This is a genomic window from Microbacterium sp. NPDC055988 (assembly GCF_042269505.1).
Classification (GTDB): domain Bacteria; phylum Actinomycetota; class Actinomycetes; order Actinomycetales; family Microbacteriaceae; genus Microbacterium.
In genome coordinates, this window is the sequence record NZ_JBHJXY010000001.1 from 3,275,082 (window position 1) to 3,301,311 (window position 26,230).

The 26,230-nt window shown below is 68.1% G+C and carries 27 protein-coding genes, 1 tRNA gene and 1 pseudogene; 9 read left to right on the top strand and 20 right to left on the bottom strand.

Annotated features, from left to right (window positions below):
• Window positions 1-22 precede the first annotated feature (22 nt).
• Window positions 23-511, top strand: coding sequence for a hypothetical protein (locus ACFC14_RS15710; protein WP_376106404.1), 489 nt, complete (start codon window positions 23-25; stop codon window positions 509-511).
• Between the two features lie 21 nt (window positions 512-532).
• Here ACFC14_RS15710 and ACFC14_RS15715 read toward each other — a convergent pair whose 3' ends face one another.
• On the bottom strand, window positions 533-1,951 hold the full coding sequence (locus tag ACFC14_RS15715) for a PucR family transcriptional regulator (protein ID WP_376106406.1): 1,419 nt from the start codon (window positions 1,949-1,951) through the stop codon (window positions 533-535).
• Between the two features lie 116 nt (window positions 1,952-2,067).
• Here ACFC14_RS15715 and ACFC14_RS15720 point away from each other — a divergent pair, with 116 nt between their 5' ends.
• Both ACFC14_RS15720 and ACFC14_RS15725 read left to right on the top strand, forming a co-directional pair.
• Window positions 2,068-3,165: an alcohol dehydrogenase catalytic domain-containing protein gene (locus ACFC14_RS15720; protein ID WP_376106409.1), complete on the top strand. Its 1,098-nt coding sequence runs from the start codon at window positions 2,068-2,070 to the stop codon at window positions 3,163-3,165.
• Window positions 3,166-3,213: 48 nt separating this feature from the next.
• The gene (locus tag ACFC14_RS15725) at window positions 3,214-4,650 is read left to right on the top strand and encodes an APC family permease (protein WP_376106412.1); all 1,437 of its coding nucleotides are present in this window, start codon (window positions 3,214-3,216) and stop codon (window positions 4,648-4,650) included.
• Between the two features lie 116 nt (window positions 4,651-4,766).
• On the opposite strand, the gene ACFC14_RS15730 is transcribed toward ACFC14_RS15725, so the two are convergent.
• From ACFC14_RS15730 to dusB, 5 genes are all read right to left on the bottom strand, one after another.
• Window positions 4,767-4,842 (bottom strand) — tRNA-Asn (locus ACFC14_RS15730).
• Window positions 4,843-4,938: 96 nt separating this feature from the next.
• Entirely contained in the window at window positions 4,939-5,712 is a 774-nt protein-coding gene (locus ACFC14_RS15735; protein ID WP_136042018.1) for an ATP-binding cassette domain-containing protein, read from the bottom strand.
• A 36-nt stretch (window positions 5,713-5,748) separates the two neighbouring features.
• Window positions 5,749-7,608 (bottom strand): DNA primase, encoded by a 1,860-nt coding sequence (gene dnaG / locus ACFC14_RS15740; protein WP_376106415.1) that lies wholly within the window; start codon window positions 7,606-7,608, stop codon window positions 5,749-5,751.
• A complete protein-coding gene (locus tag ACFC14_RS15745; RefSeq protein WP_376106418.1) occupies window positions 7,608-8,993 on the bottom strand; it encodes a deoxyguanosinetriphosphate triphosphohydrolase in 1,386 nt (461 codons plus the stop codon). Before ACFC14_RS15745 ends, dnaG begins: the two co-directional genes overlap by 1 nt.
• Window positions 8,983-10,137, bottom strand: coding sequence for a tRNA dihydrouridine synthase DusB (gene dusB, locus ACFC14_RS15750; RefSeq protein ID WP_376106421.1), 1,155 nt, complete (start codon window positions 10,135-10,137; stop codon window positions 8,983-8,985). The genes ACFC14_RS15745 and dusB overlap by 11 nt, the downstream gene beginning before the upstream one ends.
• A 59-nt stretch (window positions 10,138-10,196) precedes the next feature.
• Here dusB and ACFC14_RS15755 point away from each other — a divergent pair, with 59 nt between their 5' ends.
• Window positions 10,197-10,691, top strand: a complete 495-nt coding sequence (locus ACFC14_RS15755) for a glutathione peroxidase (protein WP_376106424.1) — start codon at window positions 10,197-10,199, stop codon at window positions 10,689-10,691.
• Window positions 10,692-10,861: 170 nt separating this feature from the next.
• A complete protein-coding gene (locus ACFC14_RS15760) occupies window positions 10,862-12,058 on the top strand; it encodes a metallophosphoesterase family protein (protein WP_376106427.1) in 1,197 nt (398 codons plus the stop codon).
• Window positions 12,059-12,130: 72 nt separating this feature from the next.
• On the opposite strand, the gene ACFC14_RS15765 is transcribed toward ACFC14_RS15760, so the two are convergent.
• Window positions 12,131-12,805, bottom strand: coding sequence for a DsbA family protein (locus ACFC14_RS15765; RefSeq protein WP_376106430.1), 675 nt, complete (start codon window positions 12,803-12,805; stop codon window positions 12,131-12,133).
• 70 nt (window positions 12,806-12,875) lie between these two features.
• Here ACFC14_RS15765 and ACFC14_RS15770 point away from each other — a divergent pair, with 70 nt between their 5' ends.
• Window positions 12,876-13,487: an AAA family ATPase gene (locus tag ACFC14_RS15770; protein WP_376106433.1), complete on the top strand. Its 612-nt coding sequence runs from the start codon at window positions 12,876-12,878 to the stop codon at window positions 13,485-13,487.
• Here the strand turns inward: ACFC14_RS15770 and ACFC14_RS15775 are convergent.
• Both ACFC14_RS15775 and recO read right to left on the bottom strand, forming a co-directional pair.
• Window positions 13,427-14,230, bottom strand: coding sequence for an isoprenyl transferase (locus tag ACFC14_RS15775; RefSeq protein WP_376106436.1), 804 nt, complete (start codon window positions 14,228-14,230; stop codon window positions 13,427-13,429). The two genes, ACFC14_RS15770 and ACFC14_RS15775, sit on opposite strands and share 61 nt — an antisense overlap.
• Window positions 14,227-14,970 carry a DNA repair protein RecO gene (gene recO, locus ACFC14_RS15780; RefSeq protein WP_376106438.1) on the bottom strand — a complete coding sequence of 248 codons (744 nt, stop codon included), beginning with the start codon at window positions 14,968-14,970 and terminating at the stop codon, window positions 14,227-14,229. Before recO ends, ACFC14_RS15775 begins: the two co-directional genes overlap by 4 nt.
• Window positions 14,971-15,004: 34 nt before the next feature.
• Between recO and ACFC14_RS15785 the strand changes: the two genes are divergently transcribed.
• Complete coding sequence (locus ACFC14_RS15785; protein ID WP_376106441.1) at window positions 15,005-15,703, top strand: trimeric intracellular cation channel family protein; 699 nt, start codon at window positions 15,005-15,007, stop codon at window positions 15,701-15,703.
• A gap of 9 nt (window positions 15,704-15,712) precedes the next feature.
• On the opposite strand, the gene ACFC14_RS15790 is transcribed toward ACFC14_RS15785, so the two are convergent.
• Window positions 15,713-16,444 (bottom strand): TetR/AcrR family transcriptional regulator C-terminal domain-containing protein, encoded by a 732-nt coding sequence (locus ACFC14_RS15790; protein ID WP_376106444.1) that lies wholly within the window; start codon window positions 16,442-16,444, stop codon window positions 15,713-15,715.
• 67 nt (window positions 16,445-16,511) lie between these two features.
• On the opposite strand from ACFC14_RS15790, the gene ACFC14_RS15795 reads away from it, so the two are divergent.
• On the top strand, window positions 16,512-16,883 hold the full coding sequence (locus ACFC14_RS15795) for a VOC family protein (protein ID WP_376106447.1): 372 nt from the start codon (window positions 16,512-16,514) through the stop codon (window positions 16,881-16,883).
• A gap of 58 nt (window positions 16,884-16,941) precedes the next feature.
• On the opposite strand, the gene leuA is transcribed toward ACFC14_RS15795, so the two are convergent.
• Window positions 16,942-18,696 carry a 2-isopropylmalate synthase gene (leuA, locus tag ACFC14_RS15800; protein ID WP_376106450.1) on the bottom strand — a complete coding sequence of 585 codons (1,755 nt, stop codon included), beginning with the start codon at window positions 18,694-18,696 and terminating at the stop codon, window positions 16,942-16,944.
• Window positions 18,697-18,889: 193 nt separating this feature from the next.
• Here leuA and ACFC14_RS15805 point away from each other — a divergent pair, with 193 nt between their 5' ends.
• Window positions 18,890-19,534, top strand: a complete 645-nt coding sequence (locus ACFC14_RS15805) for a hypothetical protein (RefSeq protein WP_376106452.1) — start codon at window positions 18,890-18,892, stop codon at window positions 19,532-19,534.
• Between the two features lies 1 nt (window position 19,535).
• Here the strand turns inward: ACFC14_RS15805 and ACFC14_RS15810 are convergent, their stop codons facing one another.
• The 9 genes and pseudogenes from ACFC14_RS15810 to ACFC14_RS15850 form a co-directional block, all read right to left on the bottom strand.
• Window positions 19,536-20,492 (bottom strand): zinc-binding alcohol dehydrogenase family protein, encoded by a 957-nt coding sequence (locus ACFC14_RS15810; RefSeq protein WP_376107227.1) that lies wholly within the window; start codon window positions 20,490-20,492, stop codon window positions 19,536-19,538.
• Between the two features lie 15 nt (window positions 20,493-20,507).
• On the bottom strand, window positions 20,508-20,981 hold the full coding sequence (locus tag ACFC14_RS15815) for a hypothetical protein (protein WP_376106455.1): 474 nt from the start codon (window positions 20,979-20,981) through the stop codon (window positions 20,508-20,510).
• Window positions 20,978-21,958, bottom strand: a complete 981-nt coding sequence (locus ACFC14_RS15820) for a hypothetical protein (protein WP_376106457.1) — start codon at window positions 21,956-21,958, stop codon at window positions 20,978-20,980. The genes ACFC14_RS15815 and ACFC14_RS15820 overlap by 4 nt, the downstream gene beginning before the upstream one ends.
• Window positions 21,951-22,193 (bottom strand): RNA polymerase sigma factor, encoded by a 243-nt coding sequence (locus ACFC14_RS15825; RefSeq protein ID WP_376107230.1) that lies wholly within the window; start codon window positions 22,191-22,193, stop codon window positions 21,951-21,953. The genes ACFC14_RS15820 and ACFC14_RS15825 overlap by 8 nt, the downstream gene beginning before the upstream one ends.
• Before the next feature lie 99 nt (window positions 22,194-22,292).
• Window positions 22,293-22,478: pseudogene (locus tag ACFC14_RS15830) on the bottom strand (sigma-70 family RNA polymerase sigma factor); the annotation flags it as partial.
• A gap of 54 nt (window positions 22,479-22,532) precedes the next feature.
• On the bottom strand, window positions 22,533-23,429 hold the full coding sequence (gene era / locus ACFC14_RS15835; protein WP_376106460.1) for a GTPase Era: 897 nt from the start codon (window positions 23,427-23,429) through the stop codon (window positions 22,533-22,535).
• Complete coding sequence (locus tag ACFC14_RS15840) at window positions 23,422-24,717, bottom strand: hemolysin family protein (RefSeq protein ID WP_136042000.1); 1,296 nt, start codon at window positions 24,715-24,717, stop codon at window positions 23,422-23,424. The genes era and ACFC14_RS15840 overlap by 8 nt, the downstream gene beginning before the upstream one ends.
• Window positions 24,714-25,172 carry an rRNA maturation RNase YbeY gene (ybeY, locus tag ACFC14_RS15845; protein WP_029261717.1) on the bottom strand — a complete coding sequence of 153 codons (459 nt, stop codon included), beginning with the start codon at window positions 25,170-25,172 and terminating at the stop codon, window positions 24,714-24,716. Before ybeY ends, ACFC14_RS15840 begins: the two co-directional genes overlap by 4 nt.
• Entirely contained in the window at window positions 25,169-26,194 is a 1,026-nt protein-coding gene (locus tag ACFC14_RS15850) for a PhoH family protein (protein WP_240745075.1), read from the bottom strand. Before ACFC14_RS15850 ends, ybeY begins: the two co-directional genes overlap by 4 nt.
• Window positions 26,195-26,230: the final 36 nt, after the last annotated feature.

Here is a 26,230-nt window from a genome sequence, read left to right on the forward strand (position 1 = left end):
GAAGGCACGAAGGAAGAACACGATGAAGCTGTACGAACGACCCTCTCTGCTGTTCGCCGCGTGCGCCCTGACGCTCGCGGTCGCCCTCAGCGGGTGCGGAACCGCCGATCCCTCCCCGGAACGCAGCGCGACCGGCGACGGTGCCGGTGTCGCGAAGAACGAGACGCCCGCTGTGACTGTCGGCGACTGTCGCCTCGAAGCCGCCAGCGGCCTTCCCGAAGACGCGGACGTCGTCCCCTGCGCGGAGCCGCACGACGAAGAGGTCTTCCACGAGATCGAGCTGCCCGAGGGCGCCTTCTCGCAGGAGGCAGTCGAAGCCACCTCCGCCGAGTGCGTCGGCGATGCGTTCGCGTCGTTCGTCGGCGTGGCCAGGGAGGAATCCGCGCTCGGCGTGTATCAGATTCCCCCGACGGAGGAGACGTGGGAGGGGCCCGACGGGCGCGTGCTCTACTGCGTGCTGTTCGACCCGGACGGGCAGATCGAGGGAACGTTGGAGGGCGCAGCGCGCTGAGGATGTCGTCGCCGGTGCCCCTCAGCCGTCCGATGCGCGCAGCGCGAGCCACGCAGCGACACGATCGTCCGGGTCCGCCAGCGAGAGTCCGATCAGATCCTCGATCCGTCGGATGCGTGCTGTCAGCGTCTGCCGGTGGATCCGCAGTCGGCTGGCACTCTCCCCCCACGCACTGTTCGTGGCGAGGAAGACCCGCAGCGTCTCGATGAGTTCTGTCCCCTGGTCTTCCGCACGGAGCGGATCGAGCAATCGCCCGACCCTGCCCACCTGCTCCCGATCGAGCTGCCCGAGCACGAAGGACACGGTCGGGATCGCGGTGTAGCGGGCGATCCGGTCGCCGCCCGTGCGTGCCGCCTCACACGCCTGACGTGCCTCGTCGACGCTCCGCGCGAGTGCGTCTGTTCCGGCCGGGCGCCCCAGGCCGAGGTACAGCGTCGATGCGAACGCCTCGACGCGGTGCGCGATCTCCTCGGCGTGCTCTTCCCTCAGCAGGCCCTGGAAGAGCCCTCGCTGGGAGGTGAAGACATGCTCGGCGCCCAGTTCGTCCAGCCAGACAGCGAGCAGATGTTCGACGTCGACGCCGCTCGTGCGCGATGCCAGTGCGAACCCCACCAGACTCCGTTCGTGCACTCCCCAGCGACGGAGCAGACGCGTGGCGCCGTCGCCGCCCTCGAGCACCGTCTCGAGCATCATCGATCGGCCGAGACGCTCGAGATGGCTGCTGTCGCGCGTCCTCATCAGCAGATCGAGCAGCGCTGCGGCTTGCGAACTGAGTTCCCGGCCCCGACCGGAGCTGTCGTTGCGCGGAGCGGTGACGAGCTGTGCGGTGATGTCCTGTCCGGGGCCCACGGGATGAACCTGCAGTGCTCGATGACGCACCCGGACAGGCCGACCGATCGCGACCGCTATCGCGTCGTCGATGTGGAGGCTCCCCGCACCGGCGGTCGTGATCACCTCTCCGTGCCGGTCCAGCAGCACGGCCCATCCGTCGATCCGGTGTGCGAGTTCGGCGATGACACCCGTGATGCCGCTGCGTCGCGCCGCGAGGGTGAGCACCCGCATCGCCGAGGTGATCGCCCGCGCCTCCGCGGCCTGGTCGACGGCGAGAAGTGCCGTGAGCCGCGGCATGAGCAGCTCCTGCGGCGTCCGCGCCCCCACGATCGCGGTGATCCGCGCCGTGGAGAGCACCTGGCGGAGAGACGGTGTGTCTGCGCTCGTGACGAGCACGATGCCGCGCAGAAGCGTTATGCGTTCCGGATCGTCGACGAGCGCGAGGACCGCCTGCTCGTCCGTCGTGACGAGCGTCGTGAAGAGCCGGTCGGTCGGGACGCCGAACGCGTCGATCGCGACGACCGAGTTCACGTGGCGTGCGCTCGGGACCTCCCCGTGCAGGAGTTCGCCATCCAGGTACCGCGCCACGGAGACGACATCACGAACCATGTCTCGATCATACGAAATGTCGAGAGCAGGCGAGACGCTTCACACATTTGTCGGATGCCCTGAGGGTGTGCGCTCTCCTAGCATCGTGCGCATCCCCTCTCCACCCGAAGGATGTCATGAAAGCTGTTGTCTTCCGCGATCCGCAGTCACCGATCGAATTCGTCGACGTCGACCTCGCGCCGCCGCGCGCCGGTGAGGTCCGTGTGCGAATCGCCGCCGCCGGCGTCTGCCACTCGGACCTGCACGTCAAGCGCGGCGAATGGGATGCGGCTGCTCCCCTGGTCATGGGGCACGAGGGATCCGGTGTCGTCACCGAACTCGGCGAAGGCGTGACCACGCTCGCCGTCGGCGATCACGTCGTTCTGAGCTGGGTGCCGCCGTGCGGCGAGTGCCGCTACTGCCGAGCCGGCCACGAAGCCCGGTGCCAGAAGGTCGCGACGGTGGTCGCACCACTCGGGGTCCTGTTCGATGGAACTTCGCGTCTCAGCCTCGACGGCGAGACGCTGCACCACTATCTCGGCGTCTCCTCCTTCGCCGAAGAGGTCGTCGTACCCGCGTCGGGTGCCGTGAAGGTCCGCGACGACGCACCGCTCGACGTCGTCGCCGTCGTCGGGTGCGCCGTGGCCACGGGAGTCGGCGCCGTGCTCAACACCGCCGCGGTCGAGCCCGGTTCCACCGTCGCGGTGATCGGGTGCGGCGGCGTGGGCCTCAACGTCGTCCAGGGGGCGCGACTCGCCGGCGCGGAACGCATCGTCGCGATCGACGTGCGACCCGAGAAGACCCAGCTGGCCCTGCAGTTCGGCGCGACCGATCGTATCGACGCCTCGCAGGGTGACGCCGTCGCGCAGCTCCGTGAACTGATCTCCGACGGGGTCGACTACGCGTTCGACGCCATCGGACGCACCAGCACGACGGAGCAGTCGATCCAGATGCTCGGGCTCGGCGGCGCCGCCGTGATCGTGGGGCTGCCCCCGACGGGCGCCCGCGCCTCGTTCGAGCCCCTCATCCTCGCCGAGGCCGATCAGCGCATCCTCGGATCGAACTACGGATCCGTGCGGCCCTCGATCGACGTTCCCGCTCTGGTCGACCGGTACATGGACGGTCAGCTCAAGATCGACCCCCTGATCTCCGGACGGCGCCCGTTGTCCGAGGCCGCGGCAGCACTCGACGACCTCGAGACCGGGTCGGCGCTCCGTACCCTCCTCATCCCCTGACCGCGAACCGCGGACCCTCACCCCTGAAACCCGAATCCAGGAGAACCCATGTCTGACACCGTCGTCGCCCCGCCTGGCGGGCCCCAGGATGCCGGTCTTCGCACCGGCGTCATGAGCGGCCCCGAACTCGCGGCCCAGGCCATCGCCAACATCGCCCCCAGCGCCGTCATCGCCTTCACCGCGGCGGCGATCTTCCTCGGTGCAGGAAACGGCACCATCTACGCGTTCGCTCTGGCGACCATCGTCATCCTGTGCGTCGGCTACTGCGTGGTCGTGTTCGCTCGCAAGCACGCCTCGGCCGGATCGCTGTACACCTATGTCTCGAAGGGGCTCGGACCGTTCGGCGCCTTCCTCGCCGGTGTCACTCTGCTGATCGGCTGCTTCGGCATCGCTGCGGCCTCCCTCAGCGGTTCCGTCAGCTACATGGCGCAGTTCCTCCGCATGCTCGGCCTTCCGGCCCAGGGACTCGGATGGGACATCGGCCTCGCCGTGATCCTCGGCGGGCTGGCGACGCTGTTCACCATCCGCGGCATCCGTCTGTCGGCTCGGGTCTCGCTCGTGCTCGAGCTCGTCTCGGTCGGCATCATTCTCGTGCTGCTGGTCGCGGCGCTCATCTGGGCAGGACCGGCCGCGTGGGATCCCGCGCAGGTGCTCGCCACCGGCTCGTCGTTCCAGGGAGTGGCATCGGGCATGGTGCTCGGCATCCTCGGTTTCGTGGGGTTCTCCTCGGCCGACGCGCTCGGTCGCGAGGCCAAGGAGCCGTACAAGGCGATCCCCCGCGCGATCATGTGGAGCGCGCTCGGCGTCGGCATCCTGTACGTGTTCGCCGCGTACACGCAGATCACGGTCCTCGGCGACGACCTCGCCACCTCGGCCAGCCCTCTGGAGAGCATGTCGGCTCTCATCGGCATGCCGAGCTGGTTCGCCGCCGCCCTCACGATCGGCGTCTCGGCCTCGTTCTTCGCGGTCGTCGTCGCTCCGCTCAACGTCATCGGGCGCATCGTGTACGTGATGGGCAAGGAGGGCGTGGTCGCCGAGCGATTCGGACGCACCCATGAGCAGCACCTGACCCCGCACCGCGTGCTGATCATCGCCGGCGCGGCCGCGATCGCCGTGGACATCGTGCTGCTGCTCTCCGGCGCGGCCACCGGCGACATCCTCGTCTGGGTCAACACCTGGGGAACATACGGCTACATGGTCGCCTATGCCCTCGTCGCGATCGCCTGCGTCGTCTACACGCAGCGGGCGAAGATGCGCAACGGACTCGTCAAGGTGTGCGCGACAATCGCGGTGGTCACCATGGCGTACGTGTTCTTCGCCAACGTCTGGCCCGTCCCGGCGTTCCCGTACAACGTGATCCCGTACATCTTCCTCGCGACCGTCGCCCTCGCGCTGACCCGGTACCTCTACCTGGCGCGACGTCGGCCCGACGTGATCGCCCGGATCGGCAACACCGAGACGAGTGCGATGGAGGGCGTGGGCTGACCCCCCTCTCCGCTGACGAGAAGAGCCCCTTCGATCGAAGGGGCTCTTCTCGTCGCATCGGCCGCTCGACCCCGCTGGGAACGAGAAAACCCCCTCCGTGGAGGGGGTTTTCTCGTTGGCTCCCCGGCTTGGACTCGAACCAAGAACCTGCCGGTTAACAGCCGGCTGCTCTGCCAATTGAGCTACCGAGGAATGTGCCCGCTCAGCGGGCAACTCGACAAGCTTAGCAAACTCCGGACCGACTTCATGACACTGGGGCACCCTTCGCGGATGCCGGGCGTGTCGTGCTCAGCGGCGAGAATCCGACTCCGCATTCGGCACCCACAGCAGGTCGCGCCCGACGCCGCGGGCGACCACGTGACCGGCGCGCAGCATGAGCGTCTCGGCGTTGAGCTCACGGATGAAGTCCGCATCGTTGGTGACGAGCAGCGCTGCCATCCCCTGCTCCTTCCGGCGTCGGGTGATGGCGTCGAAGACCACCGGCCGCACTTCGAGATCGAGGTTCGCGAGGATCTCGTCGGCGATCAGCACCTTCGGCTCCAGGACGAACGATCGTGCGATCGCGACTCGCTGACGCATCCCGGCGCTGAGCTCGTACGGGAATTTGGCCGCGGTACCGAGGGGAAGGTGCAGCTCGTCCAGGAGCGTCGCCACACGGATCGAGAGCGCCTTGGTGTTGACCTTGCGCTCGCGGACGAGGATCGGCTCGGCGATGACCTCGTTCACGGTCAACCGCGGCGGCAGGTCGGCCCCCGCCCCCTGCGGCACGAAGCCGGTGCGATAGGTGAGGATGCGGTGTTTGCGTCCCGGCCGGCGCACATCGACGCCGCACACCTGCGCGCTTCCGCCGACGACCTTCACCGAGGGGTCGGTGGAACCTGCGAGAGCCGCGACCAGCGTCGACTTCCCGGATCCCGTCGGACCGGCGACGCAGATCAGTCCCCCGGGAGCAAGAGCGAAGGTGACACCGTCGACGGCGCGGTTCGGCATCCCGTGGCCGATGCGGTCGATCACCAGATCCGAGCAATCGATCGCGTTCGTGGATTCTGGCCTGCGGGACATGTGTCCATCCTGCCTTCTTCGCGGTGCCGGTCGGCGTTACGACTCGGCGAACCTCTGACGCTCGGCATCGATGTCGCGCAGGCGCATCCGCAACGCACGGCCACCGTCGGAATCGGCCGGCACCCGCTGCACGGCGCCGAGGAGCTCCTGCTTGTCACGCTCGAGCTGACGCAGGACGAGTCGTCGGGCGAGGTCGGCGACAGTAGCGACGGCGCGTTCCTCGTCGCGAGCAGGGAAAGGCGTCATCAGCAGCTCACCCGCCAGCGAACGGTACGGCTCGCGGACGCTGTTGACAGCCTCCGTCACCCAGCCGGCCCTGGTGCGGTCGGGCGCGGACGCCACGGCTTCGCGCACGGCGTCGAGGCCCGGGGTGCGGAACGGCATGCCCAACGCCCGAGTAAGCAGGGCCTGGTCGACCTGATGCCCGTATTGCAGAGCGCCCATCAGCGCATCACGCTCGACCGCGACATCGGGGCTGCGTGGAAGGCTCGCGAGGGTGACCGGCGCCACGACCGACGCACCGCTGGTGGGATCGACCTGCGGAGCCTCGCGACGCGGGTGCTGCGGTGTGGAGCCGCCGCGCGCCGCCCGCTCGACCTCGCTGCGCACCTCCGTCGGATCCATCCCGAGACGCCTTGCCAGGACACGCTCGTACCCCGGACGAAGAAGCTGATCGCGGATCTCGGCGACGATCGGCGCCGCAGCCCTCAGCGCGCCCACTCGCCCCTCGACGGTTGCGAGGTCGAAACCGCCCAGCTTGCGGTCGATCGCGAACTCGAACATCGGCTGCTTGGTGTCCATCAGACCCCGCACGGCCGCATCGCCGCGCTGGAGGCGCAGATCGCACGGGTCGAGCCCGTCGGGCGCAACCGCCACGAACGTCTGCGCGTTGAACCGATCGTCTTCTGTGAAAGCACGCAGCGCGGCCTTCTGGCCCGCCTCGTCGCCGTCGAAGGTGAAGACGACCTCACCGGAGGCGTTGTCATCGCCCATCACACGCCGCAGCACCTTGATGTGGTCGGTGCCGAAGGCCGTGCCACACGTCGCGATGGCCGTGGTGAGTCCGGCGAGGTGACAGGCCATCACATCCGTGTACCCCTCGACCACGACGACTCGGCGGGGGTCGCCTCGTGCGATGTCGCGCTTGGCGAGGTCGAGCCCGTACAGCACCTGAGCCTTCTTGTAGATCGGGGTCTCAGGGGTGTTCAGGTACTTCGGGCCGTTGTCGTCGTCGAAGAGCTTGCGCGCGCCGAAGCCGATCGTCTGCCCCGACACGTCGCGGATGGGCCACACGAGACGTCCGCGGAACCGGTCGTAGACTCCGCGCTGTCCGGTCGAGACCAGTCCGGCGTTGCTCAGCTCCTCGCGTGTGAAGCCCTGCGCGGTGAGCGCCTTGAGCATGCCGTCCCAGCCGCGCGGCGCGAAGCCGACGCCGAAATGCGCGGCGGCGCCGGCGTCGAAGCCGCGCTCCCCGAGGAAGCGGCGTCCGGCCTCGGCATCCGGTGTGAGCAGTTGGGCACGGAAGAATTCCGCCGCCGCGGTGTTCGCCGCGTAGAGACGACTGCGACCGCTGGTCTCCGGTGCCGCTCCCCCGTCTTCGTAGTGCAGCGTGTACCCGATGCGGCCTGCGAGGCGCTCGACCGCCTCGGTGAAGCTGACGTGGTCCATCTCGCGCAGGAACGAGTAGACGTCGCCCGACTCGCCGCAGCCGAAGCAGTGGTAGTAGCCCACCTGCTGGCGCACATGGAAGCTCGGGCTCTTCTCATCGTGGAACGGGCACAGCCCCTTCAGTGAGCCCACGCCCGCCGACTTCAGCGCGACGCGCTCACCGACGATGTCGGCGATGTTCGTGCGCGCCTTGACCTCGTCGACGTCGGCCTGCCGGATGCGTGGCATCAGTGCGCCCCTTCGGCGACGGGCCGCCTCTCGGCGTGCGCCCGGGCGCCGGGTCTGGCATGACGAGGAGTCCAGATGCCGACCTCGGCAGGATCGATCTCTCCCACGAGCCGGTTGTGCCAGTCGATCGCGCTCTGGTCGGTGAGGCTCGCGATCTGATCGACGACCACCCTGGCACGCTCGGCATCGTTCTCCGCCGCGATGAAGTCGGCGGCGAACGCAGGCTCGAGCACGTCGGATCCGGCGGACCACAGAGCGTCGGTCGACCAGAGCGCCTCGGCGAGCCGCGTCAGAACACGCCGCTGCTCCTTGTACACGCCCTTGCGGGCCTCGATCGTGACGATGGCCTGACCCATGATGCCCTTGAGCACGGCGATCTCGACCTCGATCACCCGGGGCACGATCACGTGGGCGTTGTAGCGCACCAGGGCCGTGGTCCCGTAGGCCTCCTTGGTGGCGGCGACAGCGGCCTTGGCGAATCGGCCGATCAAGTCGCTCGTGAGGTTCTTGAGCCGGGCGAGCGCCTGCCGCGAGCGGTCGAAGGACGCCAGCCACATCGGCTGGGACGACAGGCGGTAAAGCGCATCCGCCAGCTCGTCGCGAGTGAAGTCGTATCCCACCCACTGCTGGATGCGGCCGAGGAGCGCGTCATGAGCGCTCGGATCGGCGAGCTGCGCCACGTCGACGTATCCGTTGACGATCGCGTCCTCGAAGTCGTGCACCGAGTACGCGATGTCGTCGGAGAGATCCATGATCTCGGCCTCGATGCAGCGCAGGCGCCCGGGGGCACCCTCGCGCATCCAGCGGAAGACGGCCTCGTCCTCGGGATACACGCCGAATTTGAGCCGCCCGCCGGGGTCGGGCACCGGGCTGTCGACCGTCCACGGGTACTTGCACGTCGCGTCCAGGCTGGCGCGGGTCAGGTTCAGTCCGACCGATCGGTCATCGTCGTCGAGCACCTTGGCCTCGAGCCGGGAGAGGATGCGCAGCGACTGGGCGTTGCCCTCGAACCCGCCGATCGGAGCCGCCCACTCGTTGAGCGCGCGCTCGCCGTTGTGTCCGAACGGCGGGTGGCCCAGGTCATGGCTCAGGCAGGCGGTGTCGACCACATCGGCCGAGACGCCGAGAGCGACAGCGAGTTCCCGCCCGACCTGCGCGACCTCGAGCGAATGCGTGAGTCGGTTGCGGGCGAAGTCGGCTGTGCTGGCGGGGCTCAGCACCTGCGTCTTCGCGGCGAGACGACGCAGGGCGGCGGAGTGCAGCACGCGGGCGCGGTCACGGGCGAAGTCGTTGCGCTCGGATCGATGGGTCTCGGCGAAGAAGCGCTCGGCGTCGCGTGCGTCGTAGCCGTCGGCACGCAGGCCGACCTGAGGATCAACCGCCACTGTTCTCGATCTCCGCTCCGCGCATCATCTCCGAGGCCGACGAGGCGAGCTCTCGCGACTCCAGCCACTTGTCCGGCAGTGCCGTGCGCTTCGGGTGACCGGAGCGTCCGCGCTGCCCCTCGGCATCCGCACCGGGATACGGGGCGGTGTGATCGAGGCGTCCGAGGAAGTCATCGATCTCGGCGAGGCTGGATGCGGTGGCGAGCCCGGTGCGGATGTCTCCGCCGACCGGGTATCCCTTGAAATACCAGGAGACGTGCTTGCGGATGTCGCGGCACCCGCGATCCTCGTCCTCGAAGAACTCCACCAACAACTCGGCATGCCGACGGAAGGCATCCGCGACGAACCCGAGGGTGGCATCGACCGTCTTGCCCTCGCCGCCGAATGCGGTGGCGAGCTCGCCGAACAGCCACGGCCGCCCGAGGCAGCCCCGTCCGACCACGACGCCGTCGCAGTCGGTCTGCGCCATCATGCGCACGGCATCGTCGGCGGACCAGATGTCGCCGTTGCCCAGCACGGGGATGCTCGTGACGGCCTGCTTCAGCTCGCCGATCGCGTTCCAGTCGGCGTGACCGGAGTAGAACTCGCCCGCGGTACGCGCGTGCAGGGCCACAGCAGCTGCACCGGCATCTTCCGCCGCACGCCCGGCGTCGAGGAAGGTCAGGTGATCCTTGTCGATTCCCTTGCGCATCTTGACGGTCAGCGGCACGTCACCCGCGGCCTTGACCGCCTGGTCGACGATGTCGGCGAACAGCTTGGACTTCCACGGCAGCGCTGCTCCCCCGCCGCGGCGGGTGACCTTCGGCACGGGGCACCCGAAGTTGAGGTCGATGTGGTCGGCGTGGTCTTCCGCGACGATGATGCGCACGGCTTCGGCGATCGTCTTCGGATCGACGCCGTAGAGCTGGATGGACCGCGGGGTCTCCGACTCGTGGTGTCGGATCAGCCGCATGGTCGTCTCGTTGCGCTCGACCAGGGCGCGCGAGGTGATCATCTCGCTCACGTAGAGCCCGGCGCCGTACTCGCGGCACAGGCGCCGGAAGGCGGTGTTGGTGATACCCGCCATGGGTGCGAGGACGACCGGCACGTCGAGGTCGATCGGGCCGATGCGAAGGGGGCGGGCGGGGGCGGTGGCGAGAGTCATGTCCTGTCCATTCTCCCAGACGCGGAGCCAGGAGGGATGCTGCGACCTAAGCTGTGAATATGACCGATTCCGCGCTCCGTTCGATCCCGTTCACCGATGCGAAGGGCGAGGAGAAGACGCTCGACGATCTCGGCGCCGACGTGGTGCTGGTGGTCAACGTGGCGTCCAAGTGCGGCCTCACCCCGCAGTACGAGCAGCTCGAGGAACTGCAGCGCCTCTACGGCGACCGCGGCTTCACCGTCGTCGGCTTTCCCTGCAACCAGTTCTTCGGTCAGGAACCGGGCTCCGTGGACGAGATCCTCGAGTTCTGCTCGACGACCTACGGCGTCTCCTTCCCCGTCAACGACAAGGTCAAGGTGAACGGCAAGAACGCCTCGGACCTGTACAAGGCGCTCAAGGAGACCCCGGACGCGGGTGGCAAGGCCGGCCGTGTCGAGTGGAACTTCGAGAAGTTCCTCGTGCTGCCCGACGGTGACGTGCTGCGGTTCCGTCCGAAGCAGAAGCCGGACGCCCCCGAGATCGTCAGCGCGATCGAAGCAGCGCTGACCCGCTAGACCACAGCGCATCCCGCACGGTGTCCGCAGCCGTTCACCTCCGCGTCATCCGCGTCGTGCGCTGATCCGCCCGTGAACGCGGGTCTCGTTCACCCCCTCGTCAGCCCGGCGCCATCTGGCATCCCTAGTCTCACCGCGGCGAACATCGCCGAAGACGAAGGAGACCACGCATGACCGACCGCCTGCCGATCAGCCGACGCACCGTCCTCACCGCCGGAGCGCTCGGCGCTCTCGGTACCGCCCTGCCCCTCGGCACCGCCCAGGCCGCCGCGGCCTCCGACATCGCCCCGGCGGGCGCCGGATCCGGCCGAGGCCTGCGGTTCCGCGCCGACGGCACATTCAAGGTGGTCCAGTTCAACGACACCCAGGACGATGAGCGCACCGACCGCCGCACGGTCGAGCTGATGGAGAAGGTGCTCGACCAGGAGAAGCCCGACTTCGTGGTGATCAACGGCGACGTGATCACCGGCGGATGCGAGACCCGGCTCGCCGTCAAGCAGGCGATCAACAACGTCGTCACGCCGATGGAGTCCCGGCGGATCCCCTGGGCGGTCACCTACGGCAACCACGACGAGGATTCGCTCCCGCAGTCGGGCGTGGACGAGGCGGGGATGCTGAAGATCTACCGCTCGTACGAGTACAACGTGAACGCCGAGAGCACGCGGGGTGTGACCGGCACCAGCAACACGATCGTCTCGATCGGCTCGGCCGCCCGGAAGAACCGCGAGGCGTTCACCCTGTGGTTGATGGACTCGGGGCGCTACGCCCCCGGCGCCATCGATGGCCAGGACTTCGCCGGGTACCCGACCTGGGACTGGCTGCGGATGGACCAGGTGGCCTGGTACCGCGAGCAGTCGCAGCAGCTCGAGCGGCGTCGCGGGCGCAAGGTGCCGGGGTTGATGTTCCTTCACATCGCGCTCTGGGAGCACCGCTTCATGTGGTGGGGCGGCGTCGACACCCGCACGGAGGCCGATGCGGCACGCGGCAGGGCACGACACGGGATCGTCGGAGAGCGCAACGAGGACGAGTGCCCCGGCCCGTTCAACTCGGGGATGTTCAATGCGATCCTCGAGCGCGGCGATGTGAAGGGCGTGTTCGTCGGCCACGACCACATCAACGACTACGTGGGCGACTACTACGGCGTCATGCTCGGCTACGCCCCCGGAACCGGCTTCGGCGCGTACGGCCTCGACGGCGCAGAGCGCAACCGCATGCGCGGCGGAAGGGTCTTCGAGCTCAAGGAGGCCGGTGACGAGGTGACGATCGCGACGCGCGTCGTGTACGCGCGCGAGCTCGGCATCGATCTCACCGCGAACGACCAGCCGATGCAGCCGCTGCCGCTGGGCCCGCGCCAGCAGCGGATCTGACGCTCATACAGCAAGACGGCGGGAACCCGTTCGGGTTCCCGCCGTCTTCGCGTGCGTCGTGGGCCGTCGATCTCAGGCTTCGACGGGTTCGTCCCGCTTGGCCCAGAGGTCGCGGATCACGTTCTCGAATGCCGCCGGCGGCTGCGCGCCGCTGATGCCGTACTGTCCGTCGACCACGAAGAACGGCACGCCCTGGATGCCGTATGCCCGCGCCTGCGCCTGATCCTGGCGCACGGCCGGGAGGTACTGCTCGCTCTCGAGCGCCGCACGGGCACGGTCGGCGTCGAGGCCCACCTCGGTTGCGAGGGCGACGAGGTCATCGATCCTCCCGACGTGCTTGCCTTCGGTGAAGTAGGCGGACATGAGCCGCTCCTCCATCTCGTGCTGCAGCCCCTCGGCCTTCGCGAAGTGCAGCAGCTCGTGCGCCTTCACGGTGTTGGTGTGCTGCAGGATGTCGAAGCGGTACTCGAGCCCCGCGTTCGCCGCGACACCGGTCACGTTCGACAGCATCTGCTCGACCTGCTCCCGCGGCATGCCCTTGTGCCCCGCGAGGAAGTCGATCTCATCTCCGTCGAAGTCGACCGGGGTGTCGGGCGACAGCTCGAATGAGTGGAAGGTGATGTTGACCTGCGGCGCGTCCTCATCGGCGGCGACCGCTTCGAGACCCTTCTCGAGGTTGCGCTTGCCGATGTAGCACCAGGGGCAGGCGATGTCGGACCAGATGTCGATGGAGATGGGTTCAGTCACACTTTCATCCAACCGCATGCGCCTATGAGCTATTCCGAGGCGGCGGTCGCGATATCGGTAGGATTCTCGGATGCTCACCGGCGCCGACCCGCTTCCCGTCCGGCCCGAGCGCGTCTTGATCGCCGGTGTCACGGGCTCCGGCAAGACCACGCTCGCGCGCCGCGTCGCCAGCGTGTGGGGACTGCGCCACGTCGAGATCGACGGCCTGTTCCACGGTCCGGACTGGACTCCGCGACCCGAGTTCCTCGACGACGTCCGCTCGCTCGCGGCCGAAGACCGGTGGGTCACCGAGTGGCAGTACACGAGCAAGGGCACGGATGAGATCCTCACGCCGCGCGCCGACCTCGCGATCTGGCTGGACTACCCGTACCGCGTGGCGCGCTCCCGCCTGCTGCGTCGGACGCTGAGCCGCAGCATCCTCCGCACGCGGATGTGGAACGGCAACGTCGAGAAGCCGATCTGGCAGATGTTCCGCGGAGATCCCGAGGAGAACATCCTGGCCTGGCAGACCAAGACCCTCGGGCATTGGACCGAACGGATGCCGGATTACATCCTGCGCTACCCGCACCTCACGATCGTCCGGCTCCGGGATCCCCGCGAGACCGAGCGGTGGCTCCGGGCTCAGGCGGGCGCGTCGGGGGTGTCGATCGCCCCGCCGAAGCGACGGTCCCGAGACAGGTAGATGTCGATCGCGCGCCAGAGCTCCTCGCGCGAGAAGTCCGGCCACAGGGTGTCGAGGAAGACCATCTCGGCGTACGCCGACTCCCACAGCAGGAAGTTCGAGGTGCGCTGCTCCCCCGAGCTTCGCAGGAAGAGGTCGACGTCTGGCATGTCCGGCACGTACAGGTTCCGGCGGATCATCTTCTCTGTGATGGCCTTCGGCTTCACCCGACCGGCGGCGACGTCATCCGCGATGGCCCGCATCGCGTCGACGAGCTCGACCCTGCCGCCGTAGTTGACGCACATCGTGAGGGTGAGCACATCGTTGCCGCGGGTGAGCTGCTCCGCGTGCTGCAGCTCTTTGATGACGCTGCCCCACAGACGCGGCTTGCGGCCGGCCCAGCGGATGCGCACGCCCCATTCGTTGAGCTGGTCGCGGCGACGGTGCAGCACGTCACGGTTGTAGCCCATGAGGAAGCGCACCTCCTCGGGAGAGCGCGCCCAGTTCTCCGTCGAGAACGCGTACACGGAGAGATGCTTCACACCGGCCTGGATGGCACCGGCGACGACGTCGAGCAGCACCTCCTCGCCCGCCTTGTGACCCTCGATGCGGTTGAGCCCTCGGCGGTTGGCCCAGCGGCCGTTGCCGTCCATGACGATCGCGACGTGCTCGGGCACGGCCCGGAACGCCGGCGGGTGCACACCGGTCCAGTCCAGCGGGCGATAGGGCACCGCGTCCTTGTGCGTGTAGGGCTTCGGGCTCATCGCGGTCCTTCCGACGAGATGTCCGACACATGGGCGAGCGAGCGGATGCCGCGCTCCAGGTGCCATTGGGCGTAGGCGGAGACGAGTCCGGACGCGGCTGCCGTGTCGGCGTGCGGGGACGCGTCGATGACGTCCCATTCACCCGAGATCAAGGCACGGAGCAGGGTCAGCGTCTTCTCGGCGACGCGAGGGCTGCCGGCCGGGGCGCAGTTCGTGCACACCAGGCCGCCCAGCTGCGCGACGAACCGGGAGTGCGGGCCCGGCGTGCCACAGCGCGCGCATTCATCGAGGGAGGGCGCCCACCCGGAGAGGGACATGACCCGCAGGAGATAGGAGTCCAGGATGCTGCGCGCGACGTGCTCTCCGCGCGACAGCGCCCTCAGCCCGCCCACGAGGAGCAGGTACTGGTCGGGGGTGGCCTCGGCGTCGCTCAGCCGGTCGGCCGTCTCCACCATCGCGTTCGCCGCGGTGAACCGGTCGTAGTGCGCCGCGATGTCCGTGCCGTAGGAGCCGAGCGACTCCGCCTGCTGCACGATGTCGAGCGAGCGTCCCTGATACAGCTGCACGTCGGCGACCATGAACGGCTCGAGCCTGGCACCGAACTTCGATGACGTGCGGCGCACCCCCTTCGCGACCGCGCGGACCTTGCCGTGGCGTCGCGAGAGCATGGTGACGATGCGATCCGCCTCACCGAGCTTGTGAGTGCGCAGGATCACAGCTTCGTCTCGGTAGGTGGGCACCCCTCGATTATCCTCCGTGCAGGAGAATGGTCGGGTGACCGAACCGCTCTTCACCATTCCGCTGTGGGCGGACCTGCTCGGCGTCGGCCTCGGCGGGGTCCAGGGCGCGATGTTCGCATCGGGGTTCCAGGGCCAGCGACGCCTCGACTGGCTGGGTGTCGCGATCATCGGCATCATGATCGGCATGGGCGGCGGTCTCATCCGCGACATCCTGCTCGGGCAGACACCGGCCACGCTGCAGAACCAGTGGTATCTCGTCACGGCGGCGGGAGCAGCACTCCTTGGCATGCTCCTCGCGGGTCTGTTCACCCGCCTGAACACCGCGATCGTGGTCCTCGACGCGGTCGTCATCGGGATGTTCGGTGCGTTCGGCACCAGCAAGGCCCTGGCATTCGGCATCCCCGAGGTACCCGCGGTGTTCATCGGCGTCTGCGCGGCCGTCGGCGGCAGCGTGCTCCGCGACATGTTGATGGGGCTGCCGACCGCGATCATGCACGTGGGCTCCCTCTACGCCGTCGCGGCCGGTGCCGGATGCACATTCATCGTCATCGCCGTGGCGCTGGGCATGCCCATCACGATCGCCGCGGTCATCGGCATCGCCGTGACGACCGTGATCCGCATCCTCGCCGTCACGTTCGATGTCTCCCTCCCGGAGCAGCGCCGCATCTATCGACGCAAGGTCGCCGCCGAGACGGGCGCCATCGCGATCGTCAAGCCCAGCGCCGACAGCTGAGCCTCAGTCTCAGGATGCAGCCCGCTCCTCGATGAGGGCGCGAAGGCCGTCGAGGACCCGGGCCAGGCCGAACTCCCATGCGGCATCGGCGTCGTAGGCCGCGCCCAGGGATTCGCCCGCGGCCTGACCGACGGACTGCGCGAGCGGGTGCTCCTCCCCGAGGTGGGTCGACAGACGCGGTCCCGCCTCCGCCCAGAAAGCGCCGAGCTGCTCCTTCTCGGAGTTCTCCCGCATCCGGCTCGCCGCGGCACGCACGAAGTCCAGGACGAAGGACAGGGCGGCGTCGCGTTCCACGCCTTCCAGCCCGGTCTCATCGAACGCGTGCAGCTCGCGGTCGTACTTCGCGATCGTGCCGGGTCCGAGCGCAGCACGCTGGTCTGCGATGTCGAGCAACCAGCTGTGTCCACGCAGCAGGTCGAGGTTCTCCTCGGCCACGGTGCGCACGCGATCGGACCATGCGGCTTCCTCGACCGGCCGCACGATCATCCGTGCATGCATCTGGTCGATCATCAGCACCAGCAGGTCATCGCGGCTGTTGACATGCGTGTAGATCGACATCGGCGGCAGCTCGAGCGACTGCGCGAGGGCGCGGATCGTCACGGTGTCCAGGCCTCCGCGATCGGCGAGCTCGATCGCGCGCGAGACGACCTCCGCCGTCGAATGGCGCGCCCGGGGTCCGCGACGCCCGCCGGCGGCAGCCGAGTCATCCCGCCAGAGGAGATCCACCAGATTCTTGGCCATGTCGGAATAATCCTCTCACGCGAAGACTTAACCCTGTACGTTGTACGTAGTTTAGACAGGAGACACCGTGAACATCACCCAGACCGCCATCTCGCTCAACGTCCCCGACGTCGCCGCCTCGGCGTCTTTCGCGAAGACCCACTTCGGATTCGAGGAGGCCATGTCCGCCGAGGGCTTCGTCTCCCTGCAGCACCCGGACGCGCCGAACCTCATCTTCCTGCAGACCGGGCTGCAGACGTTCCGGCCTCAGGAGATCGCCGGTTCTGCGGGGCAGGGCACACTGCTCGTGTTCGTCGTCGAGGACATCGATGCGGAGTTCGCCCGCATCGCGACGAGCGCACGCGTCATCACTCCCCCGGAGACGGAGCCCTGGGGTGAGCGCTACTGCCAGTTCGCCGACCCGAACGGCCTCGTCTGGCAGCTCGTCCAGTGGGTGTGAGCAGGTGACGACGAACGCCCCCTCGGTCGACACCGAGGGGGCGTTCGTATACGCATCGTCAGACTGCCGCGAGCTCCGGCTGACGCGTGCGGATCGAGCGGTTCACGCCCGAGACGATCGCCTTGAGCGACGCGGTCGAGATGTCCCCGTCGATGCCGACGCCCCACAAACGCTGGTCGCCCACCTGCAGCTCGACGTAGGCCGCGGCCTGCGCGTCACCGCCGGCGCTGAGAGCGTGCTCGACGTAGTCGTACACCGTGATGTCGAAGCCCTGACCGCGCAGCACCTCGACGAACGCCGCGACAGGGCCGTTGCCGTTGCCCGAGACGGACACCTCCTGGTCGTCGTCGCGCAGAACCACGTCGAGCACCACGTCGCCCGACATGTCGCTGCGGGTCTGGGTCGCGAGCAGCTCGAAGCGCCCCCACTTGGCCGCAGAGTCGTCGGCGGGCAGGTACTCGTCGTTGAAGATCGACCAGATCTGGTCGGACGTGACCTCGCCGCCCTCGGCATCCGTCTTGGCCTGCACGACACCGGAGAACTCGATCTGCAGCTTGCGCGGAAGATCGATCGCGTGATCCGACTTCAGCAGGTACGCGACGCCACCCTTGCCGGACTGCGAGTTGACGCGGATGACCGCCTCGTACGAGCGACCCAGATCCTTCGGGTCTACGGGCAGGTACGGGACCGCCCACTCGATCTCGTCGACCGTGACGCCCTCGGCGCTCGCCCGGGCCTCCATCGCCTCGAAGCCCTTCTTGATCGCATCCTGGTGCGAGCCGCTGAATGCGGTGAAGACGAGGTCGCCGGCCCACGGGCTGCGCTCGGGCACGGGCAGCTGGTTGCAGTACTCGACCGTGCGCTTGACCTGGTCGATGTCGCTGAAATCGATCTGCGGATCGATGCCCTGGGTGAACAGGTTGATGCCCAGCGCGACGATGTCGACGTTGCCCGTGCGCTCGCCGTTGCCGAACAGGCAGCCCTCGATGCGGTCGGCGCCGGCCATGTAGCCGAGCTCGGCCGCGGCGATGGCGGTGCCGCGGTCGTTGTGCGGGTGCAGCGAGAGGATGATGTTCTCGCGGTGGTTCAGGTGACGGCTCATCCACTCGATCGAGTCGGCGTAGACGTTCGGCGAAGCCATCTCGACCGTGGCCGGCAGGTTGATGATCACCTTGCGGTCGGGGGTCGGCTCGAAGACCTCGATCACCTGGTTGCAGATGTCGACGGCGAACTCGAGCTCGGTGCCCGTGTAGCTCTCGGGCGAGTACTCGTAGTAGACCTTCGTATCTGGGATCGTCTTCTCGAACTTGCGGCACAGGCGCGCGCCCTCGAGTGCGATGTCGACGATGCCCTGTTTGTCCGTGCGGAACACGACCTCGCGCTGCAGCACGCTCGTGGAGTTGTAGAGGTGAACGATGGCCTGCTTGGCGCCGGCGATCGACTCGTAGGTTCGCTCGATCAGGTGCTCGCGTGCCTGGGTCAACACCTGGATGGTGACGTCGTCCGGGATCAGGTTCTCTTCGATGAGTTGTCGGACGAAGTCGAAGTCCGTCTGGCTCGCCGACGGGAAGCCGACCTCGATCTCCTTGTAGCCCATGCTGACGAGCAGCTCGAACATGACGCGCTTGCGCTCGGGCGACATCGGGTCGATGAGGGCCTGGTTGCCGTCGCGGAGGTCGACGGCGCACCAGCGCGGTGCCTCCGTGATGCGGGCGTCGGGCCACGTGCGGTCAGGCAGGTGGACGCTGATCTGCTCGTGGAACGGCCGGTACTTGTGGATCGGCATCGCGGACGGGCGCTGAGTGTTCTGCATGATGGGGCTTCTTCTCTTCGTCAAGATGAACGGGCCAACACAAGCGCCGCGACGAGGAAGGCCCTAGCTTTAGGACTCGTCGCGGCAGCTAAGAAGAAGCAGACCGCCGAAAGGCATGTGGTCATGCTAGCAGGCATGTGCGGGCGGTTTCGACGTGTCTGAGACGATCAGGCGCTCGGAGACACTCCCCCGTATGAGCACATCGCAGCGTCGCCTGATCCTCGCCGTGGCATCCGCCGTCGGACTCCTCACGTTGAGTGCCTGCACGGCAGGACCCGGCAGCTCGGCGGCCCCGACGAGCACCACCGTTCCGTCGGACCAGCGCCTCGAGAACGCGCATCCCGAGCCGCCGGAGGGGCGCGTCCTCGGGGTGGGCACCGTGTTGGATGACGCAGGCGACGTGGATTTCTGCGTGACGACCCTGGACTCGTACCCGCCCCAGTGCTCCGGCGTGCCGCTGGACGAGTGGACCTGGGACGGTGTGGATGGCAGCGAGACCAGCGGTGACACCACCTGGGGCGAGTACGCCGTCTACGCAACGTACGACGGCGAGCGGCTCACCCGGACCGACCCGCCGATCATGCTCGCGCTGTACGACACTGTCGCTCAGGAGGATCCGACCGATGGCATCGAAGGCTCGACCCCCGAGGACGAGCTGACCAGGGTGCAGGACGATATCTCCGCCCGCCTCGGGGCGAATGCGCTCACCGTCTGGACCGAGCGTGGATACGTCTGGTTGCAGGTCATGTGGGACGACGGCACGATCCAGAATGCGATGGATGCCGAATACGGCGACGGTGTCGTGATCGTGACATCGACCCTGCGCGAGATCGACTGACCTACGGGATCAGGGCGAGCTTACCGCCGGGGTGGCCGGACGCCAGCAGTCGATGGGCGTCGCGTGCATCGGTGAGGGGGAACGTCCGGGCGACCGGCACCACGAGGTCGCCGTTCTGGGCGAGCGCGATCAGCTCGCTGCGCACCTCATCGCGAAACCGGGCACTGTCGGGCATCGACCCGGCGATCGCCAGGATCCCCTCGGCCCCCGCGCGCCCCAGAGCGGCGATCGTGACGATGCGACGGCGATCGGCGACGAGGTCGAGGGACACGTCGACGGCCTCGTCCGTGCCGACGGCATCGAGCGCCGCGACCACCGGTTCGTCTGCGACCTCCCGGACCCGATCGGCGAGCCCCGGGCCGTATCGGACGGGCTCTCCCCCGAATCGCCGTACCTCGTCGAACCGGTCGGCGCTCGCGGTGCCGATCACCCGGATGCCGCGGAGCCGAGCCTGCTGCAGGACGCTCACGCCGACCGCCCCCGAGGCGCCGTGGAGGACGACGGTCTCGCCCGGCGCTGCCCCCGTGACCGCCAGCATCTCGGCCGCAGTGGTGCCGACGAGAAGCAGATTCGCCGCCTCCGGGTGCGTGAGCGTGGACGGCTTCGCGAAGACCTTCTCGGCCGGGACCGTGACCTCTGTCGCGTAGCCCCCGCGTACCCGGAACGCGACGACTTCGTCTCCGATCGCCGCGGAACCAGAGCCGATCCGGGTGTCCGGACCGACCGCGCTGAGCACACCGGACACCTCATACCCGATCGGCACAGGGAACTCGAGGCCGGGGCGGCCGGACGCGACATGCTTCGCGTCCGCAGGATTCACGCCGGCCGCGTACACCCGGATCGTGACCTCACCGCGGCCGGGTGCCGACAGGCGCTCCTCGACGGACTCCCACGAATCCGGCGGGCCCGGCGCGGTCGCCACCCAGTGCTTCGCCAGCGGCAGTTCCCCCGAGGACATCGACGACGACACAGCTCAGAGGAGACAGCGCAGGTTGGTGACCGTGCCGGAGACATTGCTCCAGCTCCCGGCAGCCACGGTCTTCAGGACGGTCGACCCGTTGCGCACCTGCACGGATCCGGTACTGCGCGCGTTGGCGGCGGACTTGACCGTGAAGCTCGACGGGATCGCATGCACGGCGCAGGTGCCGAACGTGAGAGCTCCTCCGCCGAGCGACGTGCTGCTGTAAGCGCAGATCCTTCCGGTCGTACAGCTGCCGACCGAGCGCGATGCCACGCCCGTGGCTGCGGGGACGGTGAGCTCCATGTCCAGCTTGGGCCACACCGCGTGCCGCCCGTCGATGAGAACCCCGCCCGGCACCTCATCGAGTACCGCCGCGACCAGGGGATCGACCTCACGGTCGTCCTCCGCGGCGGCCATGGCCGGGGCCGCCCCCAGCGTCATGGTCATCCCGAGCAGGGCGGCCGCCAACAGAGTGGTGCGTCTCATCGCACGGTCTCCTCATCGAGATCCCACATCTGATACGAGATGATCGCGCCTACGGGGAACACGTCATCGGCTTTCAACACCGTGCGTTCGACGCCCACTATCCGTCCGGTATCGCGCGACACCAGGACGAGGTCGCTCACGGCGCCGTCCGGGGACTGGACCCGCACACCGGTCACCGCACGCCCCAGTCGGTCGATCGTGTTCCCGAGAGCTTCACCGCCCCCGGCCTCCTCGAGCAGGAGAAGCAGCTCCTGGTGCTGCGCGTCGGTGAGCGTCCACTGATCGAGGACCGACGTGAGCGCCAGCCCGACGTCGTATGCGGTGGGATCCGCCGGCATCCCGAACGCCTCGAGCATCGCCACCATGTCGTCACGTGTCTCGCCGGGCACCGTCGTCCAGGGAGTGTCGAAATCCCCCGGCCCCATCACCAGATCGGTGACGACCTCGCCGCTGCTCGAGACCTCGGCGGCATTGCTGGCGACCGCGTCGGAAGGGTCATACGGCACACCGGCGATGATGGTCATCCGCCCGGAGCCGTCCGGTTCCCACACGAGGGTCGAGAGCTGCGGCACGACCGTCGTCGTCTTCGTGTCGACGTCGACCTGGAAGCCCCACGAGGCCGTCCTGACGGTTCGCATCGGCGCCGCCGGCCCCGGGGTCTCGGCGAGAGCCGTCTCCGCGTCGTCGACGAGCTGCGCGACCGTGCTCGATCCGGTGAATTCCAGCGGCGCGGGCGTGCCGGCGACAGCCGCTCCCTGCGGCGAGAGCACCCCGATCACCAGAGCAGCGGAGGCGGCGACGGCCGTGAGCCCGCCCGCCCAGCCGAGTGTCTGCGCCCGCCGGCGCTTCGGTGCCACGTCGCTTCGGAGGATTCGGTCGCGGGTGGCGAGTGCACGGGCATCGGGTGGCGCATCGCGCGGCGTCGGCGCAGGGTCGGCTTCGATCAGCATCCGCTCGAGCACGGCGTTGTCAGTCATCACCCGTTATCAGCCCCTCCAGGCCCAGCTCATCGCGCAGACGATTCTGCGCGACGCCCAGCGTCTTTCGTACCCGGAACTCAGAAGCGCGCAACAACTCCGCGATCTCCCCCACCGCGAGCCCATCCCAGTACGTGAGCATGATGATACGCCGTTGGGCCGGAGTGAGGACACCCAAAGCACGAACGACTTCCGAACGACCTGCCGGTCCCGGCTGTTCGTCGGCATCGGTCACTCCACCGTGCACGGCGTCGAGGGCGCAGGTCGGCGTCGAAGAGCGACGCGAGCGAGAGCGCAGACGCCGATCGGCGGCGCGGAGCAGCCAGACGCGACTGGGGGGTCGTGCCGGTCGCAATCGCGACCAGGCGTGCAGGAACACCTCGGAGACGATCTCGGTGACTTCCTCCTCATCGCCGACGACGCCCTCGACATGGTGCCGTACCGCCGCCCAGTGAGCGTCGAAAACTCGTGTGAAGACCTCGTTCCGCAGCGGATTCGGGTCATCGCTGCGGAAGCTCATGTCTGCGGGGTCGGCGGCCTTCCCGCCGCCATCGACGTGTGACCGGGCCTCATCTCAGAAGCCGAGCCGGCCGAGCTGCTTCGGGTCTCGCTGCCATTCCTTCGCGACCTTGACATGCAGACCGAGGAACACACGGGTGCCGAGCAGCGCCTCGATGCCGGCGCGGGCACGCGCGCCGACTTCGCTCAGCCGCTTGCCCTTGTGCCCGATGATGATCGCCTTCTGGCTGTCGCGCTCGACGACGATCGACGCATGCACGTCGGTGAGATCGGTGCCCTCGCGCGGTGCGATGTCGTCGATCACGACCGCGATCGAGTGAGGCAATTCGTCGCGGACCCCCTCGAGAGCCGCCTCGCGGATCATCTCGGCGATACGGTCCTCCTGCGACTCGTCGGTCGTGATGCCCTCCGGATACAGGGCGGGGCCCTTGGGCATCAGCAGCAGGATCTCGTCGGACAGGACGTCGAGCTGGTCCCTCGTCAGCGCAGACAGCGGGATCACCGCGGACCAGTCCTCGCGCAGCGCATCGACCTCCAGCAGACGCTCGGTGATCTCGTCGCGGGCCGCGACGTCGGTCTTCGTCACGATCGCGATCTTCTTGGCACGCGGATAGCCGTCGAGCGACGCGGCGATGCGGCGGTCGCCCGGGCCGACCTTCTCGTTCGCGGGTACGCAGAACCCGATGACGTCGACGTCGCCGAGCACCTGCTCCACCAGGTCGTTCAGCCGCTCGCCGAGCAGTGTCCTCGGCTTGTGGATGCCCGGGGTGTCGACGATGACGAGCTGCCCCTCGGGGCGATTCACGATGCCGCGGATGGCGCGACGGGTGGTCTGCGGCTTCTCGCTGGTGATGGCGATCTTCTCGCCGACGAGCGCGTTCGTCAGCGTCGACTTGCCGACGTTGGGGCGGCCGACGAAGGTCACGAACCCGCTTCGGGTGTCGTCAGTCATCGTGTCGATCTCCTTCATCCTGCGAAGCGTCAGGGTCTCCTGCCGCACGTTCCACGAACACGGTCGCGATCCCGCGACCTCGGCCGCGAGATGCTCCTCCGGTGAGGACCAGGCCCTCCACCGTCGCCGTCGCCCCGGGCTGCGGAACCTGTCCCAGCGCTTTGCCGAGCAGACCGCCGATCGAGTCGACGTCCTCGTCCTCGAGTTCGAGGCCGAAGAGGTCGCCGACGTCCTCCAGGGAGAGACGGGCACTCACGCGGTAACGTCCGTGACCGAGATCGACGAACTCTGCGGATACCTGATCGTACTCGTCGGAGATCTCGCCGACGAGCTCCTCGATCAGATCCTCGAGCGTCACGAGGCCCGAGATGCCACCGTGCTCATCGATCACCAGGCACACGTGCACGGCGTCGCGCTTCATCTGCTGCAGCAGCGTCTCGGCCCGCATCGACTCCGGCACGAAGGTCGCCGGTCGCGCGATCGGCCGGATGGACGCGGCGCGCCAGGCACTGTCGTCGCGATACGCGAACTGCACGAGGTCCTTGAGATAGAGCACGCCGACGACATCATCGGCGTCATCGTCCACGACGGGCATCCGGGAGACGCCGCGGTTCAGGAACAGCGACATCGCCTCGTCCGTCGTCGCGGTGGCATCGACGGTCACCATCTCGGTGCGCGGCACCATGACGGCGCGGACGAACTGGTCGGTGAAGTCGAACACCGAGTGGATGAGGTCTCGGTCGTCCTCCTCGATGAGGTCGTTCGATGCCGCCTCATCGACCATGCTGAGCAGCTGGTCCTCGCTGGCGAAGGAGCTGCGGCCCGTGCCGGGCGTGACCCTGTTGCCCAGCACGACGAGCGCCTGGGCGAGCGGTCCGAGGAAGATGCGGAGTCCGCGGACGATAGAGGCGGTGCCGCGGATCATGCCCTCTGCGTGCTGACGACCGAAAGACCGAGGGCTCGCGCCGACGAGCACGAACGTGATCGCCGTCATCAGCAGCGCGGCGGCGAGCATCGCCCACCAGTTGTTGTCGATGAGCATCGTGAAAGCGACGGTCACCAGCACCGCAGCGGTCACCTCGGCGAGCACGCGGATGAACGCGACCGCGTTGACATGCGCGTCCAGATCGGCGGCGATGCGCCCCAGCGCCTTGGCCCGGCGCCCCTCCGTCGCCATGTCCGCGAGATTCGCGCGGGAAGCGACGCCGTAGGCGGCATCGATCGCGGCCATGAGACCGCCGAACGCCACCAACAAGACGGCGGCGACGAGAAGGAGGGCGGCCGTCATCGGCGACGTTCAGCCGCGGCGAAGCCCTGGATCAGTTCCTTCTGCAGTCCGAACATCTCACGCTCCTCGTCGGGCTCGGCGTGATCGAATCCGAGAAGGTGGAGCAGACCATGGGTGGTGAGCAGGATCAGCTCATCCATCAGGGTGTGACGCGCGGCCTGAGCCTGCGCCTCGGCCACCTGCGGGCACAGCACGATGTCGCCCAGGAGCCCGGGAGCGGTGGGGCGGTCTTCCGTACCCGGACGCAGCTCGTCCATCGGGAAGCTGAGCACGTCGGTGGGTCCGGGCTCGTCCATCCACTGCACGTGGAGGGCCTCCATCGCACCCTCGTCGACGAGGACGATCGCGACCTCGGCATCCGGGCTGACGTGCAGCTGCGCCAGGTTGTAATCCGTGAGCCGCTGGAGCACGGTCTCGTCGACGTCGATGGCCGACTCGTTGTTGATCTCGATCATGAGAGTCCTCGTTTCGGCATGCGGTCACGTGGTCCGGGGCGCTGCGCTCCCCTGCGGTCGGCGCGGTTGGCGAACTCCGCCGCCTGCTCGCGCTCGAATCGCTGTGCGGTGCGCTTCTCGTCGTACTCGCTGTATGCGTCGACGATGCGTCCGACCAGCGAGTGACGGACGACGTCGTCGCTGGTCAGCCGGGAGAAGTGGATGTCGTCGATACCGTCGAGCACGCGCGTGACCAGACGGAGTCCGGAAGAGCCCTGCGGGAGGTCGACCTGGGTGATGTCACCCGTCACGACCATGCGCGTGCCGAAGCCGAGGCGCGTGAGGAACATCTTCATCTGCTCGGGCGTGGTGTTCTGCGCCTCGTCGAGCACCACGAACGAATCGTTGAGCGTGCGCCCGCGCATGTAGGCGAGGGGCGCGACCTCGATGGTCCCCGTCGCCATGAGGCGCGGCACGATCTCGGGGTCCATCATCTCGTTGAGCGCGTCGTACAGCGGTCGGAGGTATGGATCGATCTTGTCGGTCAGCGTGCCGGGAAGGAACCCGAGCCGCTCGCCCGCCTCGACGGCCGGGCGGGTGAGGATGATGCGCGTGACCTCTTTGCGTTGCAGCGCCTGCACGGCCTTCGCCATCGCCAGGTAGGTCTTGCCCGTACCGGCAGGGCCGATGCCGAAGACGATCGTGTTCTCCTCGATCGCGTCGACGTACTCCTTCTGCCCGAGCGTCTTCGGACGGATCACCTTGCCGCGCGTGGTCAGGATCGCCTCGCCCAGGACCTCGCTCGGCCGCGGACCGCCCTCCTGGCGCAGCATGCGCGCAGAGCTGGAGACATCGCTCGGAGCCAGATCATGCCCAGCCCTGGTCATGGCGAGCAGTTCTTCGACGAGGGCTTTCGCCTTCGCGACCGCATCTGCGTCGCCGCCGAGGGTGATCTCGTTGCCGCGCACGAGCACCTGCACATCGCGGTGCTCCTTCTCGAGCATCCGCAGCAGCCGGTCCTGCGGTCCGAGCAGTTGCACCATGGCGACGCCGTCAGCGTAGATCTTCTCGACCGCCTC